This window comes from Brumimicrobium sp. (assembly GCF_048268645.1).
Taxonomy (GTDB): domain Bacteria; phylum Bacteroidota; class Bacteroidia; order Flavobacteriales_D; family Crocinitomicaceae; genus Brumimicrobium; species Brumimicrobium ulvae.
On the sequence record NZ_JBLWVE010000005.1, the window covers coordinates 161,905 to 178,459 of the forward strand.

The window sequence follows — 16,555 nt, forward strand, 5'->3', positions numbered from 1 at the left end:
TATTGTAATAATTTACTTGAAAACATGCTGAACGAAGGCATAATAATATGTATATTGCATAAGCAAAACACACAACTATGAAACTAGGAAAAGCGATAATTATAATCCTATTGCTTGGTTATTCAAGCCTACATGCTCAGGAAATAATTAGAAGTAATTTTAATGCTTTTGGGAATGTCGTCACCAACAATGGAATAAAACTTTCACAATCAGTTGGACAAGCAAGTAACCACACTGTTTTTCATCCTCAAAGTGAAGAGGTAGAATTACGTCAAGGATTCCAGCAAGTAAACAGTAAAAAAATCGTTGTTAAAAATCAAAGCTTAGAATTCAACGTTTTTCCAAATCCAAACAATGGAAGTTTTTCAGTTGCATTTCATGAAAACTTCGATGGTGAATTGTTCTATCGTTTAGTGAACAATCAAGGAAAAATATACTTCGATGATAAAATAAAAGCAGAAAGAATAAACAAGTATAACTTCTCACTCCCTCCTGGGAGCTACTTACTTCAAATAAAAACAACTGAAGGGAAATCAGGAGTCGCTAAAATAATAATATTACCATAACGATGAAAAAACTAATTGTAATTGCAGCCATTGCATTCAGCAGCAATATAATGGCACAAAACTTTGGATTGAACAGCATCAATCTAGTGGGTGGAAAACAGTTTTCTACTTTTGCTTTTAAAAACTCCAATGATGAAAAGGATAAAACATTGAAATATCAAATGTATAATGCCTTTGGAGTAAATGCTAACTTTAGTGGAGGACGTCATATCCTTCGCCCAGAAATCATGTTTCGTCAAGCTGGTGCAAGAACAACATTTAATGATGTCCAAATCAACTGGAAAATGAATTATCTTAATCTAAATGTTGCTTACCTCTATTCTATTTTAAATGAAAGAGTGTTTTCGATTCAGCCTGGGGTTGCGATAAGTGGTGGGTACATGCTTAATGGCGAGCAAGAAATCGGACAAATGCGACTAAACATCGTTGAAGAAGAGTCAATGAAACGATTTGAAGTAAGCGCAATGGGTATTGTAAATACAACAGCAAAAATCACCTCTTCTTTTTCTATTGGTCTTGAATATCGATTTGGAATCGGACTCAACCATATCGAAAACGACATTAATGAACAAATGACTAGAAACCTATACCATGGAGTTATGCTAAACCTAGGTTTCTCACTACAAACTTTAAATAAAGCCCGTATATAATGAAAAAACTAATTTTAACAGGAATCGCTGCTTTTTGTTTTGCTACTATGACTTTGGCACAAGCTCCGCCGCAAGGAGTAAATTATCAAGCAGTAGCATATGACACAAAAAGTTCAGAAATTCCAGGTACAGATGTTTCTTCGCTACCAATTGCCAATAAAGCAATAAAAGTACGTTTTACGATTATTAAAGATCAAGCCAACGGAAACGAAATTTATAGTGAGGAACACACCACTACTACTGACGAGAATGGCTTGTTTAATTTAATCATTGGTAAAGGTTTTCAATTAAGCTCTGGTGACTTCCCATCTATAGATTGGGGAACAGGATTGCATTTCTTAAAAGTTGATCTTGATGTTAGTGGAAGTTACAACACCATGGGAACACAACAAATATGGAGTGTACCCTATGCATTATACTCAGAAAAATCAGGAAATGGTGTAGAACAAATTGCAAATACAGGTGGTGATATCACATTCACATTAGAGAACGGTGATACATATACTGTTCCTTTAAATGGAGCACAAGGGCCTGTAGGCCCCCAAGGTCCAGCAGGAAATGATGGCGCAACTGGACCACAAGGTCCGCAAGGTCCACAAGGTGTCCCAGGAACAAACGGTGTAGCTGTTAACTGGTTGGGGAGTTCTGCTACGGCTCCACCAACTCCTGCTTTAAACGATGGATATTACAACAGTACTGACGGGGTTTCCTATGTATGGAATGGAACTGCTTGGCAAATCGTTGCCCAAGACGGAAGTGACGGTGCAACTGGACCACAAGGACCGCAAGGACCTATAGGGAACACTGGACCACAAGGAATCCCAGGAACAAACGGTGTAGCTGTTAACTGGTTGGGGAGTTCTGCTACGGCTCCACCAACTCCTGCTTTAAACGATGGATATTACAACAGTACTGACGGGGTTTCCTATGTATGGAATGGAACTGCTTGGCAAATCGTTGCCCAAGACGGAAGTGACGGTGCAACTGGACCACAAGGACCGCAAGGGCCTATAGGAAACACTGGACCACAAGGAATCCCAGGAACAAACGGTGTAGCTGTTAACTGGTTGGGGAGCTTTGCTACCGCTCCAACATCACCAGCTTTAAACGATGGATATTACAACAGTACTGACGGGGTTTCCTATGTTTGGAATGGAACTACTTGGAATATCGTTGCCCAAGACGGAAGTGACGGTGCAACTGGACCACAAGGACCGCAAGGACCTATAGGGAACACAGGCCCGGCAGGACCAGCAGGACCACAAGGTAGTGCTGGTGCTAATGGAACAAACGGCATCAGCATTGATTGGTTAGGTAATTATTCAAGCGCGCCAATTTCACCTGGTCTAAATCAAGCATATTACAACTCAACAGATGGAGTTTCTTATATTTGGGATGGAACAACTTGGCAGATAATTGCTCAAGATGGAACCGGTGGCGGTGGAGCGAACACCCTTAACCAAGCATACAACGAAGGGGGACCTGGAGCAGGTCGAATCATAACAGCGAACAATGGTCCAGTCGAAATAAATCACACTTCATTGGCTAATGGCAATAAAGGTCTAGTGGTAACTACCAATCAAAACTCATCTTTCAGTATAGACGCTTCCAATAGCGGAACAGGTGTTGGTATTCGAGCAATAAATACAAATACAGCCAATACATTCGCAGCAATACAAGCAGAAACGAATAGTTCTGATGCGAATAACTCAGCAATACTAGGCTCAAACTCCGGTTCAGGATATGCGGTGTCTGGTCAAATTCCCGCAACTGCAATTGGAAATGCTGCTGTTTACGGTAATAACCTAAGGACTTCTGGAGGTAGTGGTGTTTTAGGTATTGGTGTTAATGGAGTAGTTGGACAGAGTGCAAATGGCAACGGTTATGGAACATATGGTTTAAATAGTTCAACACTAAATCTAGCAATTGGTGCTTACGGTATCGGGATAAATGGTGTTTATGGACAAACCACTGATGTAACTAATGGTTGGGCTGGATACTTTACTGCTGATTTAGGAATTGATGGAAGTGTTTACGCGCTAGGAGCTGGTAACTTCAACTTGTCAGATGGTAGGTTAAAATCTAATGTCGTCCCTATTGAGAATGCGCTTGATAAAATCATGCTTCTAAAACCAAAGCATTATACTATCGTTACGAAATCAGTACCCAATCTTAATGATGGAAAGGTGGTAGAAAAATATCGACAAGAATACGGTGTAATTGCTCAAGAACTAGAATTAGTTTTTCCAGAAATGATCAGTGAAAAAGCCTTTTTCAAAAGTTCAGGTGACCAAAATGAATACAAAGCAGTAAATTACGTTCAATTAATTCCAGTGCTTATAGAAGCATTAAAAGAATTAAAAGAAGAAGTAGATACAAACAAATCTGAAATTGATCTTTTGAAAGCAGAAATTGAAGCTTTAAAGAACAATTAATATTCTATATATTTTTTAAAATGGTTCGAAAGGATGACCCTTAAAGTCATCCTTTTTTTTGTGCTATAAAACATGTTAATCCAACAGTATCGGGGAATCATTTTTATTTTTATATTATTTTTGACTTTATGAATAAGCGATATTAAACTGTATTTATCCCTTAATTTTACGCTCCAAAAACCAAATTTAAAATGCAAGTACTTTTCATAGACACCGTCCACCCTATTCTAGAAGAACGATTAACAGCCAAAGGAATGACTTGTATCGATGGAACCTCATGGTCAAGGAAAGATTGTATAAATAAACTTCCTGAAATGGACGGAATTGTAATTCGTTCACGTTTTCCAATGAATGAAGAATTTTTACACCATGGAAAAAACTTGAAATTCATTCTGCGCAGTGGTGCAGGAATGGAAAATATAGATCTGAATTATACCGAAAAACACAATATCCAATGTTTTAATGCTCCAGAAGGCAACAGGAATGCCGTCGGAGAACATGCCCTTGGAATGTTACTCTCCCTATTCAACCACCTTATCAAAGGAGATCGAGAAGTCCGTGAAGGAGTTTGGGACAGAGAAGGTAATCGTGGAGTTGAACTAGATGGAAAAACAGTCGGAATTATTGGATACGGGAATAATGGAAATGCCTTTGCGAAAAAGCTGAGTGGATTTGATGTCAAAGTACTGGCTTACGATAAATACAAAGTAGACTACGGAAATCAATATGCAAAGCAAGCGACAATGGAAGAGATCTTCAAAGAAGCAGATGTCATTTCTTTTCACCTTCCTCAAAATGAAGAAACGATGTTTATGGCCGACCAAGATTTCTTTGCATCATTTAAAAAATCTATTTACGTCATCAACTTAGCAAGGGGCAAGATTGTTCGTACAAAAGCGCTTTTAAACGGTTTAAAATCAGGTAAAATCCTTGGCGCATGCCTTGACGTCCTTGAGTTTGAGAGTTCCTCTTTCGAAAAAACAATGTCCAGCGAAGAAAACCCAGATTTTAATGCCCTTTTAAAGTCAGATAAGGTGATTTTCTCACCTCATGTTGGGGGCTGGACAAAGGAAAGCTATTTTAAATTGAGCGATGTTTTAGCGGACAAAGTGTTGGCGTTTTATAACCTGTAGAAGACTATTTTCTTAAATAAATTTAAGAATTCAGTAATTCCCTATTCTATACAAACTGTCTATAGCCAAGAGCAAACGCGATTTTTAATAGTATTTGTTTTCCTTTTGCATAGACTATCTCGCTATATTTCAGACATTAATAATTAAATTACTCTGAATAATAATTATATTTACAGAGCAATTACGAACACTAAGCTTCTGTAAATCTAAATTATATGCTTAAAGCAATTACACTTCTTTTCTCGGTTTGGACACTGACATTCAGCGCATTTTCACAATTCACCACAATCTCTCACAGCACTACTAATTCATTTCGATTCGCCGAAATAAGTGAGCAAAATGGAATTTCACTCATAGGAGGAATAAAAGCTTTAAAATCTATTGATGAAGGATATACATGGACTGAAATGAACTTGGGTAATTTCGCTATGCCATGGACATTATATTCATTTACTAATGCAATTATAGTTTCTCCTCAAATATATTGTTTGGTTGGAAAAGACGATACCAATAAAAAGGGCATCATTATACGCACAACTGATGGCGGTGCAACTTGGGCCAATGTACTTGAATCTGCTAATGGAAGCAGTAATTATTTCGAGGACATCCACTACAATGGAAACGTAGCTATAGCTACTACAAAAGGTGGGGTATACCGATCTGCAAACAATGGAGTATCTTGGGTTTTTGTACCTATTCCAGCAACAATGAATATAACGTCAAATTTTGTGCAATACAATGCTATTTCAGATTTATGGCTTATAAGAAGTTTAAGTTCCAAGAAGTTTATATCAACGGATAATGGTCTTTCATGGATTCAAGGCCCCAACTTCTCCCATCCTGGAAACCTATCTCACTCAAGCAACGCCAATCATGAGTTTCTATCGACTTGGAGTACAAACGTGTCAGGCTCTCTAATTGGTTTTGATCAAAATATAATAGCCACCAATATTATTGAAGTAGATGCTATAAAAACATTTAATAATGGTTTAATTAAATCCTATTATCTTCCAAGTAACGACATTATCACATTTAATAACGGTTTGTTTATGAAGGTTGACACAGCCACGAGTAATGTCTATTATTACGATCACAATTTAGTAGATCCATCAACTGGAGACTTGGTTCAAACTATTGATTTTGCAATTGACCAAACCTATGGGATAGCAGTCGGTAAATACGGAGGATTGAGCAGGTTTGATTTGAATCAGCAGGAAGAGCTTTATATACCAGCTGATTTCACTTTGATAGGCTCAACGTGCCCTGGAGATACACTATTTGCTACGCCATTATTTGATTATGCGGATTCTGCGAAATGGTATTTTGATGGAAATTTAATTTCAACAGACAACCATCTTACCTATGAAACTCCATATCAATTTGGAACTTTCGATCTTGTTCATCATACTTGGTATAAAGGGATTGTTAGAAGTGATACGCAACAAGTGTATTTTGAGCCTTTATATCCAGCAACACCTTATTATTTTGGTAATATTGACACCATGCCATGCTTCCAATCACCAACTGGCATCGCAATTCATGCACCTGGAACTTCTAATTACAATGGAGCTTTAGAAATTTGGTTCAACGACCAAATGCTAGATTCAATTCATCCGCAACCAACATCAACCTTTAGTTTTTGGTCTCCAATAATAAATTCTCAGGATACTATTTACATGATTTCTAAACATAAGCAACAATGTGGAACAGCAACTGATAGTTCTCATATTATACTTTACCCTGGAGATGATTTGTCAGATGATTTTCAATTGGTGACTGGAAATGATTCTATTTGTATTTGGGACACAGTTAAAGTTCAATTGATAGGTACAAAACTAGGAAACACCTATGACTTTGTCATTACCAATGATTTTAACACTACCATTAGTACTTTGAGCTATCCAGGAACAGGAGCAGACACCATGAATGTTATGGGTCCAACTGGTATAACTGAAAGCAATATCTTCAATAACAACACAAATTATTTTGTTGAGCTTATTGTTAAAAACTCTCAAGGAAACTGTCAAACAGCTTCGATCTACCTGGACACCATTGTCTGTACTAATCCAAGGTCATTGTTTTATCTCCATTCGAAAAATTATTACAGAAAAGACACAGTAAAAATAACCAATGTAACAATTAAGCAAAATAGAATCTGGGATGTCACTCCTGGAGAACTTACAGTTCATAACATCACAGATACTGTTCCAGCTATATTCGGGGACACAACTGGAGTTTATGAAATTTCATTGACCAATACTCCTATAGCAGGATGCACAAGTGCGTCAAAAAAATGGGTAACATACGCAGACAGTATGGAAACATTAACTAAGTCAGTTTGTGCTGAAGAACCAGGAGAGTCTCGCCATAGTTTAATGCTAGTGAAATTAGATAACCAGGGAAATATTTTTGAATTAGGTATTCATAACGGCAATGTCGGTGTTGGCTCAGGAAGACCAGCCTTCCACCTAACAAAAAGAGATCAAAATAATCAGTTTTTATGGCAACAAAAGGCGACAACATTTGGTTTTGACATTAAAGGAGTTGTTATTGAAGACATTGATTTCGATGCAAACGGAGATGTTTATGCTGCTTTATGGATAGAAGGTACCAGCAGTTATCATCATGATTTGATTTCCTATTACCCAACTTCATATACGAATAAACGCAAAGGATATATTGTGAAGTTTGATGGACAAACAGGAGATATGATATGGGTTAGAGACCTGATGGACTATCCTATCCATGTAGCAACAAGCACTAACGTTACTGCCAGCTGGAGAATAATGAGTCTAGTAGTAACAAGTACTGAAATTCATTTCACTGTTGGAACCAATAAGAGTATTAATGTAGTTTCTACTACTATAGACGGAGATTATATCAATACATTTCACCTAGGAAGCTTTATAATGCCTACTAACATGCTGGTCTACACCGGAGCAACCGCGGGAAGTCATCAATCAACTCATTCACCCCGCTTAATGGAAATGAGTAATGGTGAAATTGTTGGAGTTGCACACTATTCTATGGGATTAAACAATCATGGTAATAATATACCAGAAATGTATTCCATGGGGAAAGACGCTATCATGGCTTTCAAATATAACTCACAAGATGGAATGTATGGTTTTAAAAAGCTTGCCTCAATGGATAACTCTGATGCGTTTATAGTGAGTGGGGACGGAATCCCAAAGTTTGATTTAGATAAGAACGACAATCTGACTATAGGGTTTACTAGACGTTTTCAAGGAGATACACTGAAGATTGTAGATTCACTTATAATTTCACCGGAAGGTACTCATTTGTTCCAAGTTGATAAAGATTTCAACCTTAAATGGATTACTAACGCCAATTACACTACTCTAAGCAGCGTTGCAGTAGCCAATGAAACAGGAGATGTCTTCATTTCAGGAATAACGAGGGATAACATTGCAATTAGCAATGGAGATTCACATAAAATGTTAGGAAGCTACAGCCAATATGAAACAGAATATGGCACTCCATTTCACTTCTGGGAATTAGCAACATATCAATACAGAAAAGAAAGCCCTTTTATAATACACCTGGATTCAATTGGAGCTTCAAAAGGTGGAATTTTCTTTAATGATCAAAATGTAAAAACAAATTGCACCTCAAAAGTAACCAACAAAATCGACGTTACACCTTGTGGTGACATAGTTAATGTAATGAATTTAGCTTGCTCATCAAATGGAACAGCAAGTTTTATTGAAGAAAACACCGGACTTATTGTGGAAGTTAATTCCAGTAAAACATCTATTTTTCGATATGACTGCTTTGATGAAGTCTGTACAGTTTTTGACTTTGGATATGACACACTAAGTTATTGCTCTTTCGATGATTCTTTATTTGTCCCTTTGAATTCAAACAATTACAACATTGATTCAATAACATATGAACTTATTGAGAATGGAACGGCATTAAATTCAGAAACTATCTTCGCTAATGACATTGGTTTTCACATCACACTACCCAACATTACTTCTGATTTTTATTTAAAAATAACAAGTCCAGTTCTTGATTCAATCTCTATTATTATACCCAACCAAATAGCTGCGATTTATTCGTATGATTCAGTAATATGCTGGGGAGAAAGTCAGGTTATAACAGGAACACCAGCTACTAATGAGTATTATTGGGAAAATGGCTCTATACTCAGTCAGAGTCTTGTATTTAACGACAGCCTTTACAGCATTGGAATAAATTATTTGAATGTTATTAGCACCGATATTAATGGTTGTAAACTCTATGATACATTGACAATCGAAGTGCATAAAAACATAACGACCTATTTGCATGATTCGATAATGTGCTGGGGAGATAGCCAAATATTATCTGGAGTTCCAACCAACCAAAATTATGTATGGAACAATACACCAGGTTTAGAACCAAACCTGTCTTTTGATGACACTTTCTATAATCCTGGATTAAACCTAATTAATGTAGTTAGTACAGATATAAATGGATGTGAAGCACTTGACACACTTAAAATCTGGGTAAATAATCCGATTCCTCCAAACTTTAGCAGCAACTATGATGTTCCTTGTTTAGAAACTTTATCGTTGCCCATTCAATCGTCAAATTATTTGGACCAAGAATGGTTGCTAAACGGAAACGCTTCAAGCAATTATTTTTCAAATGACAATCTTAATGAGGGTATAAATAACATCAGTATTACACTTACCGACATAAACGGATGTACAAAGCAATACGCGACAACAATTAACTACTGTTACGACTTAGGAACTGAGGCATATAACATAAACAAAGTGGAGGTTATTCCAAACCCTAGCTCTGGTAAGTTTGAAATTCGCTTTACTGGTTTCAATGAATCAGGGAGACTAGGCTTCTACTCATCTGAAGGTCGATTGATAATAGAAAAGGATGTACTGTTAGAAAACAATCTTCACTTGAATGTTGATACAGCACCTGGTATTTACTGGTTGAAAATTCAAACAGAAGATTCTATTATTCAACGCAAAGTGATAATTAATTAATCTCTTCAATAAAAGGGAATGGAACACAGGTTAACACGGCTACTTTTAGTAATCAAAAAAATGCTAGAAGCGAGGGAATTATATTATAATCTTTGAATAATCAGTCGTATAATAATAGTACACGGGAAATTTGTAGATGCGAATAACCCCCTACTCTTCCTCTAAATTTCGCATCACAATCCTGACCGTTTGTCTCGTCTTCTGTTCCATCAAAATTTCACGTCCTTTTGTAACCCTATTAATCGTTTTTTGGTCATAATGACGAATCGTAACCAACTCTAAGTTGTCATTATATTTAATATCGTATTCATCTTTCAACAAATCAATCAGGCGATTCAAACCAAAATTATCAATATCTATACACACAGAAAAACTTACTGCTGAGTTTTGCATCACATTAATATGCGCTCCTGAAAGGGCTAGTTTTTTAAAAATGTCACTCAAATTTTCTTCTACGACAAATGAGAAGTCTTTAGGACAAATCGAGAGTAATATTTGATTGACTTTAAAAATAAATGAAGGAACTAAGGCATCATTTTCGGTAGAAGCTTGAATCACTGTTCCAGGTTCAGCTGGTGCTAAAAAAGACTTTATATATAAAGGAATATTTTTATTTTGAAGTGGTTTTATTGTTTTTGGGTGAATTACAGAAGCTCCATAATAAGCCAATTCAATTGCTTCCCTAAATGAGATCTTGTCCAATTTAACCGTGTTTTCAAACCACTTTGGATCGGCATTTAACATACCTGGAACGTCCTTCCAAATCGTTACACTTTCAGCATTGGTACAATAAGCGATTATTCCTGCAGAAAAATCAGAACCTTCCCTGCCTAGGGTAGTTGTAAAACCTTCTTCGGTATGTCCAACAAAACCCTGAGTTATAGAAACACGACAATTCGGTTGATTCAACTCAATGTCCATCAACTCCTTAGTTTTCTCCCAATCTACTTCCGCTTTTCTGTAATCATTATTTGTTCGAATGAAAGTCCTTGCATCTCTCCAACACACATCATCTTGAAAAGTAGACAAATAAGCAGTGATAATTTTAGACGACAACACTTCACCCAATGATACAATTTGATCGTATTGAAAGTTATAATTCTCGACTAAACGATCCTTTTTCATCAACTTTAGATCCTCAAACAAGGTATTTACTTCTTCAAAAATAGGATTCTTTTTATCTTCAAATAATGCGTCCATAATCTCTATATGGAAAGATTTTCGATCTTCAACAAGTTCGCAAAACAAGTCGAAATTTTTATCGTAAAGCGCAGAAACAATAGCTTCCATTGCGTTGGTTGTTTTACCCATAGCAGAAACAACAACAAATAGTTTTTCTTTTGCAAAACCATCTAAAATTGACTTTACATTCTTTACGGCACTTGCTGTTTTTACAGATGCACCTCCAAATTTAAACACTTTCATTCCCATAGATTTTCATTGCGAAAATAATCTTATTATATTAGAGGAATATAACCTTCTCGGTAAAAAATTAAATAAGAGGGTGATAATCGTAGCATGAAAGACACCATAATTGAAAATCACGCAACACTAATTGAATCTTTTGGGCAATCCGAATTTGCTAAATCTGTGTTTTCACAATTGAATAAAGAATTTGCTAAAATTGGAATCCTAATCGAATTCAACGATGATGATTTACTTACTTTCCCAAAATTCAAAAAGCGTTTAACTGAAGAAATTGAGCTCATTATGCGAACATCACCCAATAGCATTAGTCAGCTTTTATATGTCATTGATCTACCTGAACAGTCGGTTAATGATATTTTTAACACTGCAACAGAACCCATTGAATCACTGTCAGAAATGCTGCTTATTCGCATTGCACAAAAGGTATACTTCCGAGAAAAGTATAAATTAGGATTATTATAATTCCTTCTCGTTGAATAGAAACGAACAATTTCGATGAATTTACTGTTTAAACTGTAATATAATTGTAAATTTGTTATTCCAGATAATGTTAAATAATGACATGGACAAAGTATCATATATAGGTAACGCAGACGTCAATGCAATTGATGAATTGTACAACGCGTACAAAAAAGACCCAAACAATGTAGACGAAGGTTGGGTAAAATTTTTCGAAGGATTCGAATTCGCACAAACCAACTATGAAGATGGTGGCGGTGAAGTTCCAGAAAACTTCCAGAAAGAATTTAAAGTAATTAACCTGATTGAAGGCTATCGAACACGAGGGCATCTCTTCACTCAAACCAACCCGGTGAGAGAAAGAAGAAAGTATGCACCCAATCTCGATATCGAAAACTTCGACTTAGAAGAAAGTGATTTAGACACTGTTTTTCAAGCTGGTACTAGAATCGGTTTAGGTCCAGCGACTTTAAAAGACATCATTGCACATCTTAAAAGTGCATATTGTGAAAGTATTGGACTTGAGTTCCACTACATTCGCAACCCAAAACGCAAGCAATGGTTTATGGATAAACTAGAGTTGGATAACCGTCCGAAATTCTCTGGTGATGACAAGAAAACTATTTTCCGTAAACTAAGTGAAGCTACGCTTTTCGAGCAGTTTTTACAGAAGAAATACGTAGGTCAAAAACGTTTCTCTGTTGAAGGTGGAGAGTCCTTAATTTCAGGATTAGAGCAAATGGTTAGACGTGGAGCAGAACTCAACGTTGAAGAGTTTGTTATGGGAATGGCACACAGAGGTCGTTTAAACACTTTGGTTAACATTTTCGATAAAGACTTGAAAGAGTTATTTGGAGAAGTTGAAGGAAAAGAGTTTGACGATGACGATACTTTTGATGGTGATGTTAAGTACCACTTAGGATTGACCAATAATGTTTCGGTTGGAGACAAGAAAGTACAACTAACTTTAGCTCCTAACCCTTCTCACCTTGAAGCGGTAGGTCCTGTTGTTGAAGGAATCACCAGAGCAAAAATAGATGACTACTTAAAATCAGAAAGCAAAGTTGTTCCAATCATCATTCATGGAGATGCTGCAATTGCCGCCCAAGGAGTAGTTTATGAGGTAGTTCAAATGGCAGAACTGGAGGGGTACAGAACTGGAGGAACAATCCATATTGTTGTGAACAACCAAGTTGGATTTACAACGAACTATAAAGATGGTCGTTCTAGTACTTATTGTACTGATATCGCGAAAACAACTTTAAGCCCAGTTTTTCATGTAAATGGAGACGATGTTGAAGCGGTTGCGCAAACATTCTTGATTGCCCTAGAATATAGACAAGCATTTAATAAAGACATATACATCGATTTACTTTCTTACAGAAAATATGGTCATAACGAAGGTGATGAGCCTAAGTTCACCCAACCCACTTTGTATGAAAAAATCGCTAAGCACCCTAATCCGAGAGAGATTTACAAAACGCAATTACTTGAGGAAGGTGTGATTGACGAAGCTTACGATGAATCTTTAAAGAAAGAACTAGAAAGTAAGTTAGACGAAAACTTTGAAGCAGCGAAAAAGGAAAGCAAGGTAACGGTTACCAACTTCTTAGACGAGCTATGGAAAGATTTTGATTATGCTACAGAAGAAGACTTCGAAAAAGAAATCGATACAAAATTCTCTAAAGAGAAATTGATAGAATTAGGTCATAAACTAGCCACTTTACCAGAAGGAAAGAAAATTTTCAGAAAGGTGAAAAAACTGTTTAATGACAGAATTAAAATGATTGAAAGTGATAAATTAGATTGGGGTATGGCAGAAATGCTAGCCTATGCTAGTTTATTGGTCGAAGGCCATCCCGTGCGTGTATCTGGTCAAGATGTTGAACGTGGTACTTTCTCTCACCGTCATGCTGTGGTAAAAACAGAAGACGATGAAGAGGAAATCATCACCTTAAATTTACTGGAAGAAAATCAAGCCGAAATGACCATTTACAACTCTTTACTTTCTGAGTATGGAGTGTTGGGTTATGAGTACGGTTATTCTTTGGCCCAACCTAATGGTCTGACGATTTGGGAGGCACAGTTTGGTGACTTTATGAATGGTGCTCAAATCATGATTGACCAATTCATTACTTCAGGAGAAGACAAATGGAATGTTCAATCTGGATTAGTGATGTTGCTACCACATGGTTATGAAGGTCAAGGGGCGGAACACTCTTCTGCAAGACTAGAGCGTTGGTTGCAAAGTTGTGGAGATTTAAACTTACAGATTGTGAATTCAACAACACCTGCGAATCATTTCCATGCTTTACGTAGACAATTGAAACGCAACTTTAGAAAACCTTTAGTCGTGTTCTCTCCAAAAATGTTGTTACGTTATCCAAAAGCGGTATCTACTATGGATGACTTAGCGACTGGAAGTTTCCAGGAAGTAATTGATGATCCAAGAAACATTCACAAAACAGCGAAAAATGTAGTGTTGTGTTCTGGTAAGGTTTATTATGACTTCCTTGCAGAAGCTGAAAAACGTGGAGTTGAAGACATGGCGTTTGTTCGTGTTGAGCAATTGTATCCATTGCCTCAAAAGCAAATTGATGATATTTTAGCAAAATATAAAAATGCTGAAAACATAATTTGGGGTCAAGAAGAACCAGAAAACATGGGAGCTTGGACATTCATGGCAATGAACATGAGACACATTGATTTAAAATGTGTGGCCAGAAGAGCTTCTGCAGCACCAGCAGCTGGAGCCAAAGAGATTCATTTAAGAAGATTAAAAAAATTATACGAAAACTTATTTCAATACGTAGCAGTAGCTGCAAAATAAATTAAAGAAAACAGATGTCAGTTATAGAAATGAAAGTACCGAGCCCAGGAGAATCGATTTCAGAAGTTGAAATCGCTGAATGGCTTGTCTCTGATGGAGATTATGTAGAAAAAGATCAAGCAATTGCAGAAGTTGATTCTGACAAGGCAACATTAGAATTACCAGCTGAAGTAGCAGGGACTATTACCCTAAAAGCGGAAGAAGGTGACCTCGTTGCGGTTGGTCAAGTGGTTTGTTTAATTGACACTTCTGCAGAAGCTCCTGAGAAAAAAGAAGCTCCAAAAGCAGAGAAAAAAGCAGAACCAGCTAAAGAAGAAAAGAAAGAGGCTCAAAAAGAGGAAGCACCTAAAGCAGACGTGAAAGATTCTTATGCAAAAGGAACTGCTTCTCCAGCAGCATCTAAAATCATGAAAGAAAATAATGTTTCTGCAAATCAAGTTTCAGGAACAGGAAAAGATGGTCGCATTACAAAAAAAGATGTTGTTGATGCAATGGCAGCTGGATTTGACACAAGCTCTGCTTCAGGCTGGGGTGGAACACGTGACAAAACACCCAAAAGAATGTCAATGCTTCGCCGTAAGGTTGCTGAGCGCTTAGTTGCTGTAAAAAGTGAAACAGCAATGCTGACGACCTTCAACGAAGTAGACATGAAGCCCATCATGGACTTGAGAAAAAAATACAAAAAAGCATTCGGTGAGCATCACGATGTGAATTTAGGATTCATGTCTTTCTTTACTAAGGCAGTTACTGAAGCTCTGAATTTATTCCCTGCTGTTAATGCTCAAATCGATGGTCAAGAAATGATCATGCACGATTATGCAGATATCGGGATTGCAGTTTCTTCTCCAAAAGGGTTAATGGTTCCTGTTGTGCGTAACGCAGAGCAGATGACACTGGCTGAAATAGAGAAAGAAATCAAGAGGCTCGCAATTAAAGCACGAGATGGTAAAATTACGCCAGACGAAATGACGGGTGGTACATTTACTATCACTAACGGGGGTGTATTTGGTTCGATGATGTCGACGCCAATTATTAACCCACCGCAATCTGCTATTCTTGGAATGCACAATATCGTTGAGCGTCCTGTAGCTATTGATGGAAAGGTTGAAATTCGTCCGATGATGTATTTAGCACTTTCGTATGACCACCGTATTATCGATGGAAAGGAATCTGTAAGTTTCTTAGTGAAAGTTAAGGAAATGTTGGAGAATCCGGAGAGAATGATCTTTGGAGGGAAAGATCCTTACGAAGTTTTGTTGGGTCTATAATTAGAACGAATAAGCATATTTAAAAAAAGGAATGTCGAGAGATGTTCCTTTTTTTTGTGGGCTTAAATAATAAATTGAAAAAAATTATCCTGCCAATAGCTAAAAAGTAGTTTTCTAATTTATCCGTTTCCCTACAACTCCTCCTAACACCAAACCAAAGTAGTGTCCACCTTTTGGATACGGAAGATATCCATTGTAGTAATTTTTATAGGTATACTCAAAACCTAAACTAAAACGATTGATATTGAATTTTATTTGAGGGTAAACAGCATAATCGAATTCAAATTCGGGATCTAAAGCATCATCGGTTGCAATAAGTAACCCAGCGTTCAGTGCAATATCTAGTGATAAATTTTGTTTTAAATCGATATGAACACCACCTTCTGAAACGAGTGTGTTCATAAAAGTGTGTCATTTGAAAGTTTAAAAAGTAACTTCGTTACTGCCTTCGACGGTGCAAAGCATTACGGACGCAAAATATCCTTACAAAAAATACTATCCCCTAAAAAACCTACCTCCCATTTCATCAAAACATCAAAAAAACACCAAAAAGAACTAAAAACCCACCCAAATCTCCACCTTAAACTTGTCTTTTTATGACAAAAAAAACGTAGATGAGCATTTTTTTATTGCAAAAAAACACTTTTTTCAACACTACTCAAACAAAAGTCTAAAAAAAAGACGTACGTCTAAAACACCAGTAAAATAGGCTATTTACATAAAAAGACGTAGATGGACGTAGATAAAGACGTAGACGCAAAAATGAAAAAT

The 16,555-nt window shown here is 36.8% G+C and carries 10 protein-coding genes; 8 read left to right on the forward strand and 2 right to left on the reverse strand.

Annotated features, from left to right (window positions below):
- The first annotated feature begins 77 nt into the window (after window positions 1-77).
- The 5 genes from ACN0U3_RS06390 (at window position 78) to ACN0U3_RS06410 (ending at window position 9,799) form a co-directional block, all read left to right on the forward strand.
- Window positions 78-566, forward strand: coding sequence for a T9SS type A sorting domain-containing protein (locus ACN0U3_RS06390; protein ID WP_299206847.1), 489 nt, complete (start codon window positions 78-80; stop codon window positions 564-566).
- A gap of 2 nt (window positions 567-568) precedes the next feature.
- Window positions 569-1,216: a hypothetical protein gene (locus ACN0U3_RS06395; RefSeq protein WP_299206845.1), complete on the forward strand. Its 648-nt coding sequence runs from the start codon at window positions 569-571 to the stop codon at window positions 1,214-1,216.
- Window positions 1,216-3,651 carry a tail fiber domain-containing protein gene (locus ACN0U3_RS06400; protein ID WP_417265570.1) on the forward strand — a complete coding sequence of 812 codons (2,436 nt, stop codon included), beginning with the start codon at window positions 1,216-1,218 and terminating at the stop codon, window positions 3,649-3,651. Before ACN0U3_RS06395 ends, ACN0U3_RS06400 begins: the two co-directional genes overlap by 1 nt.
- A 191-nt stretch (window positions 3,652-3,842) precedes the next feature.
- Complete coding sequence (locus tag ACN0U3_RS06405) at window positions 3,843-4,784, forward strand: NAD(P)-dependent oxidoreductase (protein ID WP_417265571.1); 942 nt, start codon at window positions 3,843-3,845, stop codon at window positions 4,782-4,784.
- A gap of 215 nt (window positions 4,785-4,999) precedes the next feature.
- Window positions 5,000-9,799, forward strand: a complete 4,800-nt coding sequence (locus ACN0U3_RS06410) for a T9SS type A sorting domain-containing protein (protein WP_417265572.1) — start codon at window positions 5,000-5,002, stop codon at window positions 9,797-9,799.
- Window positions 9,800-9,949: 150 nt separating this feature from the next.
- Here ACN0U3_RS06410 and ACN0U3_RS06415 read toward each other — a convergent pair whose 3' ends face one another.
- The gene (locus tag ACN0U3_RS06415) at window positions 9,950-11,224 is read right to left on the reverse strand and encodes an aspartate kinase (protein WP_417265573.1); all 1,275 of its coding nucleotides are present in this window, start codon (window positions 11,222-11,224) and stop codon (window positions 9,950-9,952) included.
- Window positions 11,225-11,317: 93 nt separating this feature from the next.
- Here ACN0U3_RS06415 and ACN0U3_RS06420 point away from each other — a divergent pair, with 93 nt between their 5' ends.
- The 3 genes from ACN0U3_RS06420 (at window position 11,318) to odhB (ending at window position 15,784) form a co-directional block, all read left to right on the forward strand.
- Window positions 11,318-11,689 (forward strand): hypothetical protein, encoded by a 372-nt coding sequence (locus ACN0U3_RS06420; protein WP_299206835.1) that lies wholly within the window; start codon window positions 11,318-11,320, stop codon window positions 11,687-11,689.
- A 100-nt stretch (window positions 11,690-11,789) separates the two neighbouring features.
- Complete coding sequence (locus ACN0U3_RS06425) at window positions 11,790-14,516, forward strand: 2-oxoglutarate dehydrogenase E1 component (RefSeq protein WP_299206832.1); 2,727 nt, start codon at window positions 11,790-11,792, stop codon at window positions 14,514-14,516.
- A 14-nt stretch (window positions 14,517-14,530) separates the two neighbouring features.
- Entirely contained in the window at window positions 14,531-15,784 is a 1,254-nt protein-coding gene (gene odhB, locus ACN0U3_RS06430; RefSeq protein ID WP_417265574.1) for a 2-oxoglutarate dehydrogenase complex dihydrolipoyllysine-residue succinyltransferase, read from the forward strand.
- A 114-nt stretch (window positions 15,785-15,898) separates the two neighbouring features.
- Here the strand turns inward: odhB and ACN0U3_RS06435 are convergent, their stop codons facing one another.
- Complete coding sequence (locus ACN0U3_RS06435; RefSeq protein WP_417265575.1) at window positions 15,899-16,186, reverse strand: hypothetical protein; 288 nt, start codon at window positions 16,184-16,186, stop codon at window positions 15,899-15,901.
- Window positions 16,187-16,555: the final 369 nt, after the last annotated feature.

Excerpts from the sequence above, each read along its gene's own strand:
- ACN0U3_RS06395 (WP_299206845.1), top strand. The coding sequence starts at position 569 with ATGAAAAAACTAATTGTAATTGCAGCCATTGCATTCAGCAGCAATATA.
- ACN0U3_RS06435 (WP_417265575.1), bottom strand. The coding sequence starts at position 16,186 with ATGAACACACTCGTTTCAGAAGGTGGTGTTCATATCGATTTAAAACAA.
- ACN0U3_RS06400 (WP_417265570.1), top strand. The coding sequence starts at position 1,216 with ATGAAAAAACTAATTTTAACAGGAATCGCTGCTTTTTGTTTTGCTACT.
- ACN0U3_RS06420 (WP_299206835.1), top strand. The coding sequence starts at position 11,318 with ATGAAAGACACCATAATTGAAAATCACGCAACACTAATTGAATCTTTT.
- ACN0U3_RS06425 (WP_299206832.1), top strand. The coding sequence starts at position 11,790 with ATGGACAAAGTATCATATATAGGTAACGCAGACGTCAATGCAATTGAT.
- odhB (WP_417265574.1), top strand. The coding sequence starts at position 14,531 with ATGTCAGTTATAGAAATGAAAGTACCGAGCCCAGGAGAATCGATTTCA.
- ACN0U3_RS06390 (WP_299206847.1), top strand. The coding sequence starts at position 78 with ATGAAACTAGGAAAAGCGATAATTATAATCCTATTGCTTGGTTATTCA.
- ACN0U3_RS06405 (WP_417265571.1), top strand. The coding sequence starts at position 3,843 with ATGCAAGTACTTTTCATAGACACCGTCCACCCTATTCTAGAAGAACGA.
- ACN0U3_RS06415 (WP_417265573.1), bottom strand. The coding sequence starts at position 11,224 with ATGAAAGTGTTTAAATTTGGAGGTGCATCTGTAAAAACAGCAAGTGCC.
- ACN0U3_RS06410 (WP_417265572.1), top strand. The coding sequence starts at position 5,000 with ATGCTTAAAGCAATTACACTTCTTTTCTCGGTTTGGACACTGACATTC.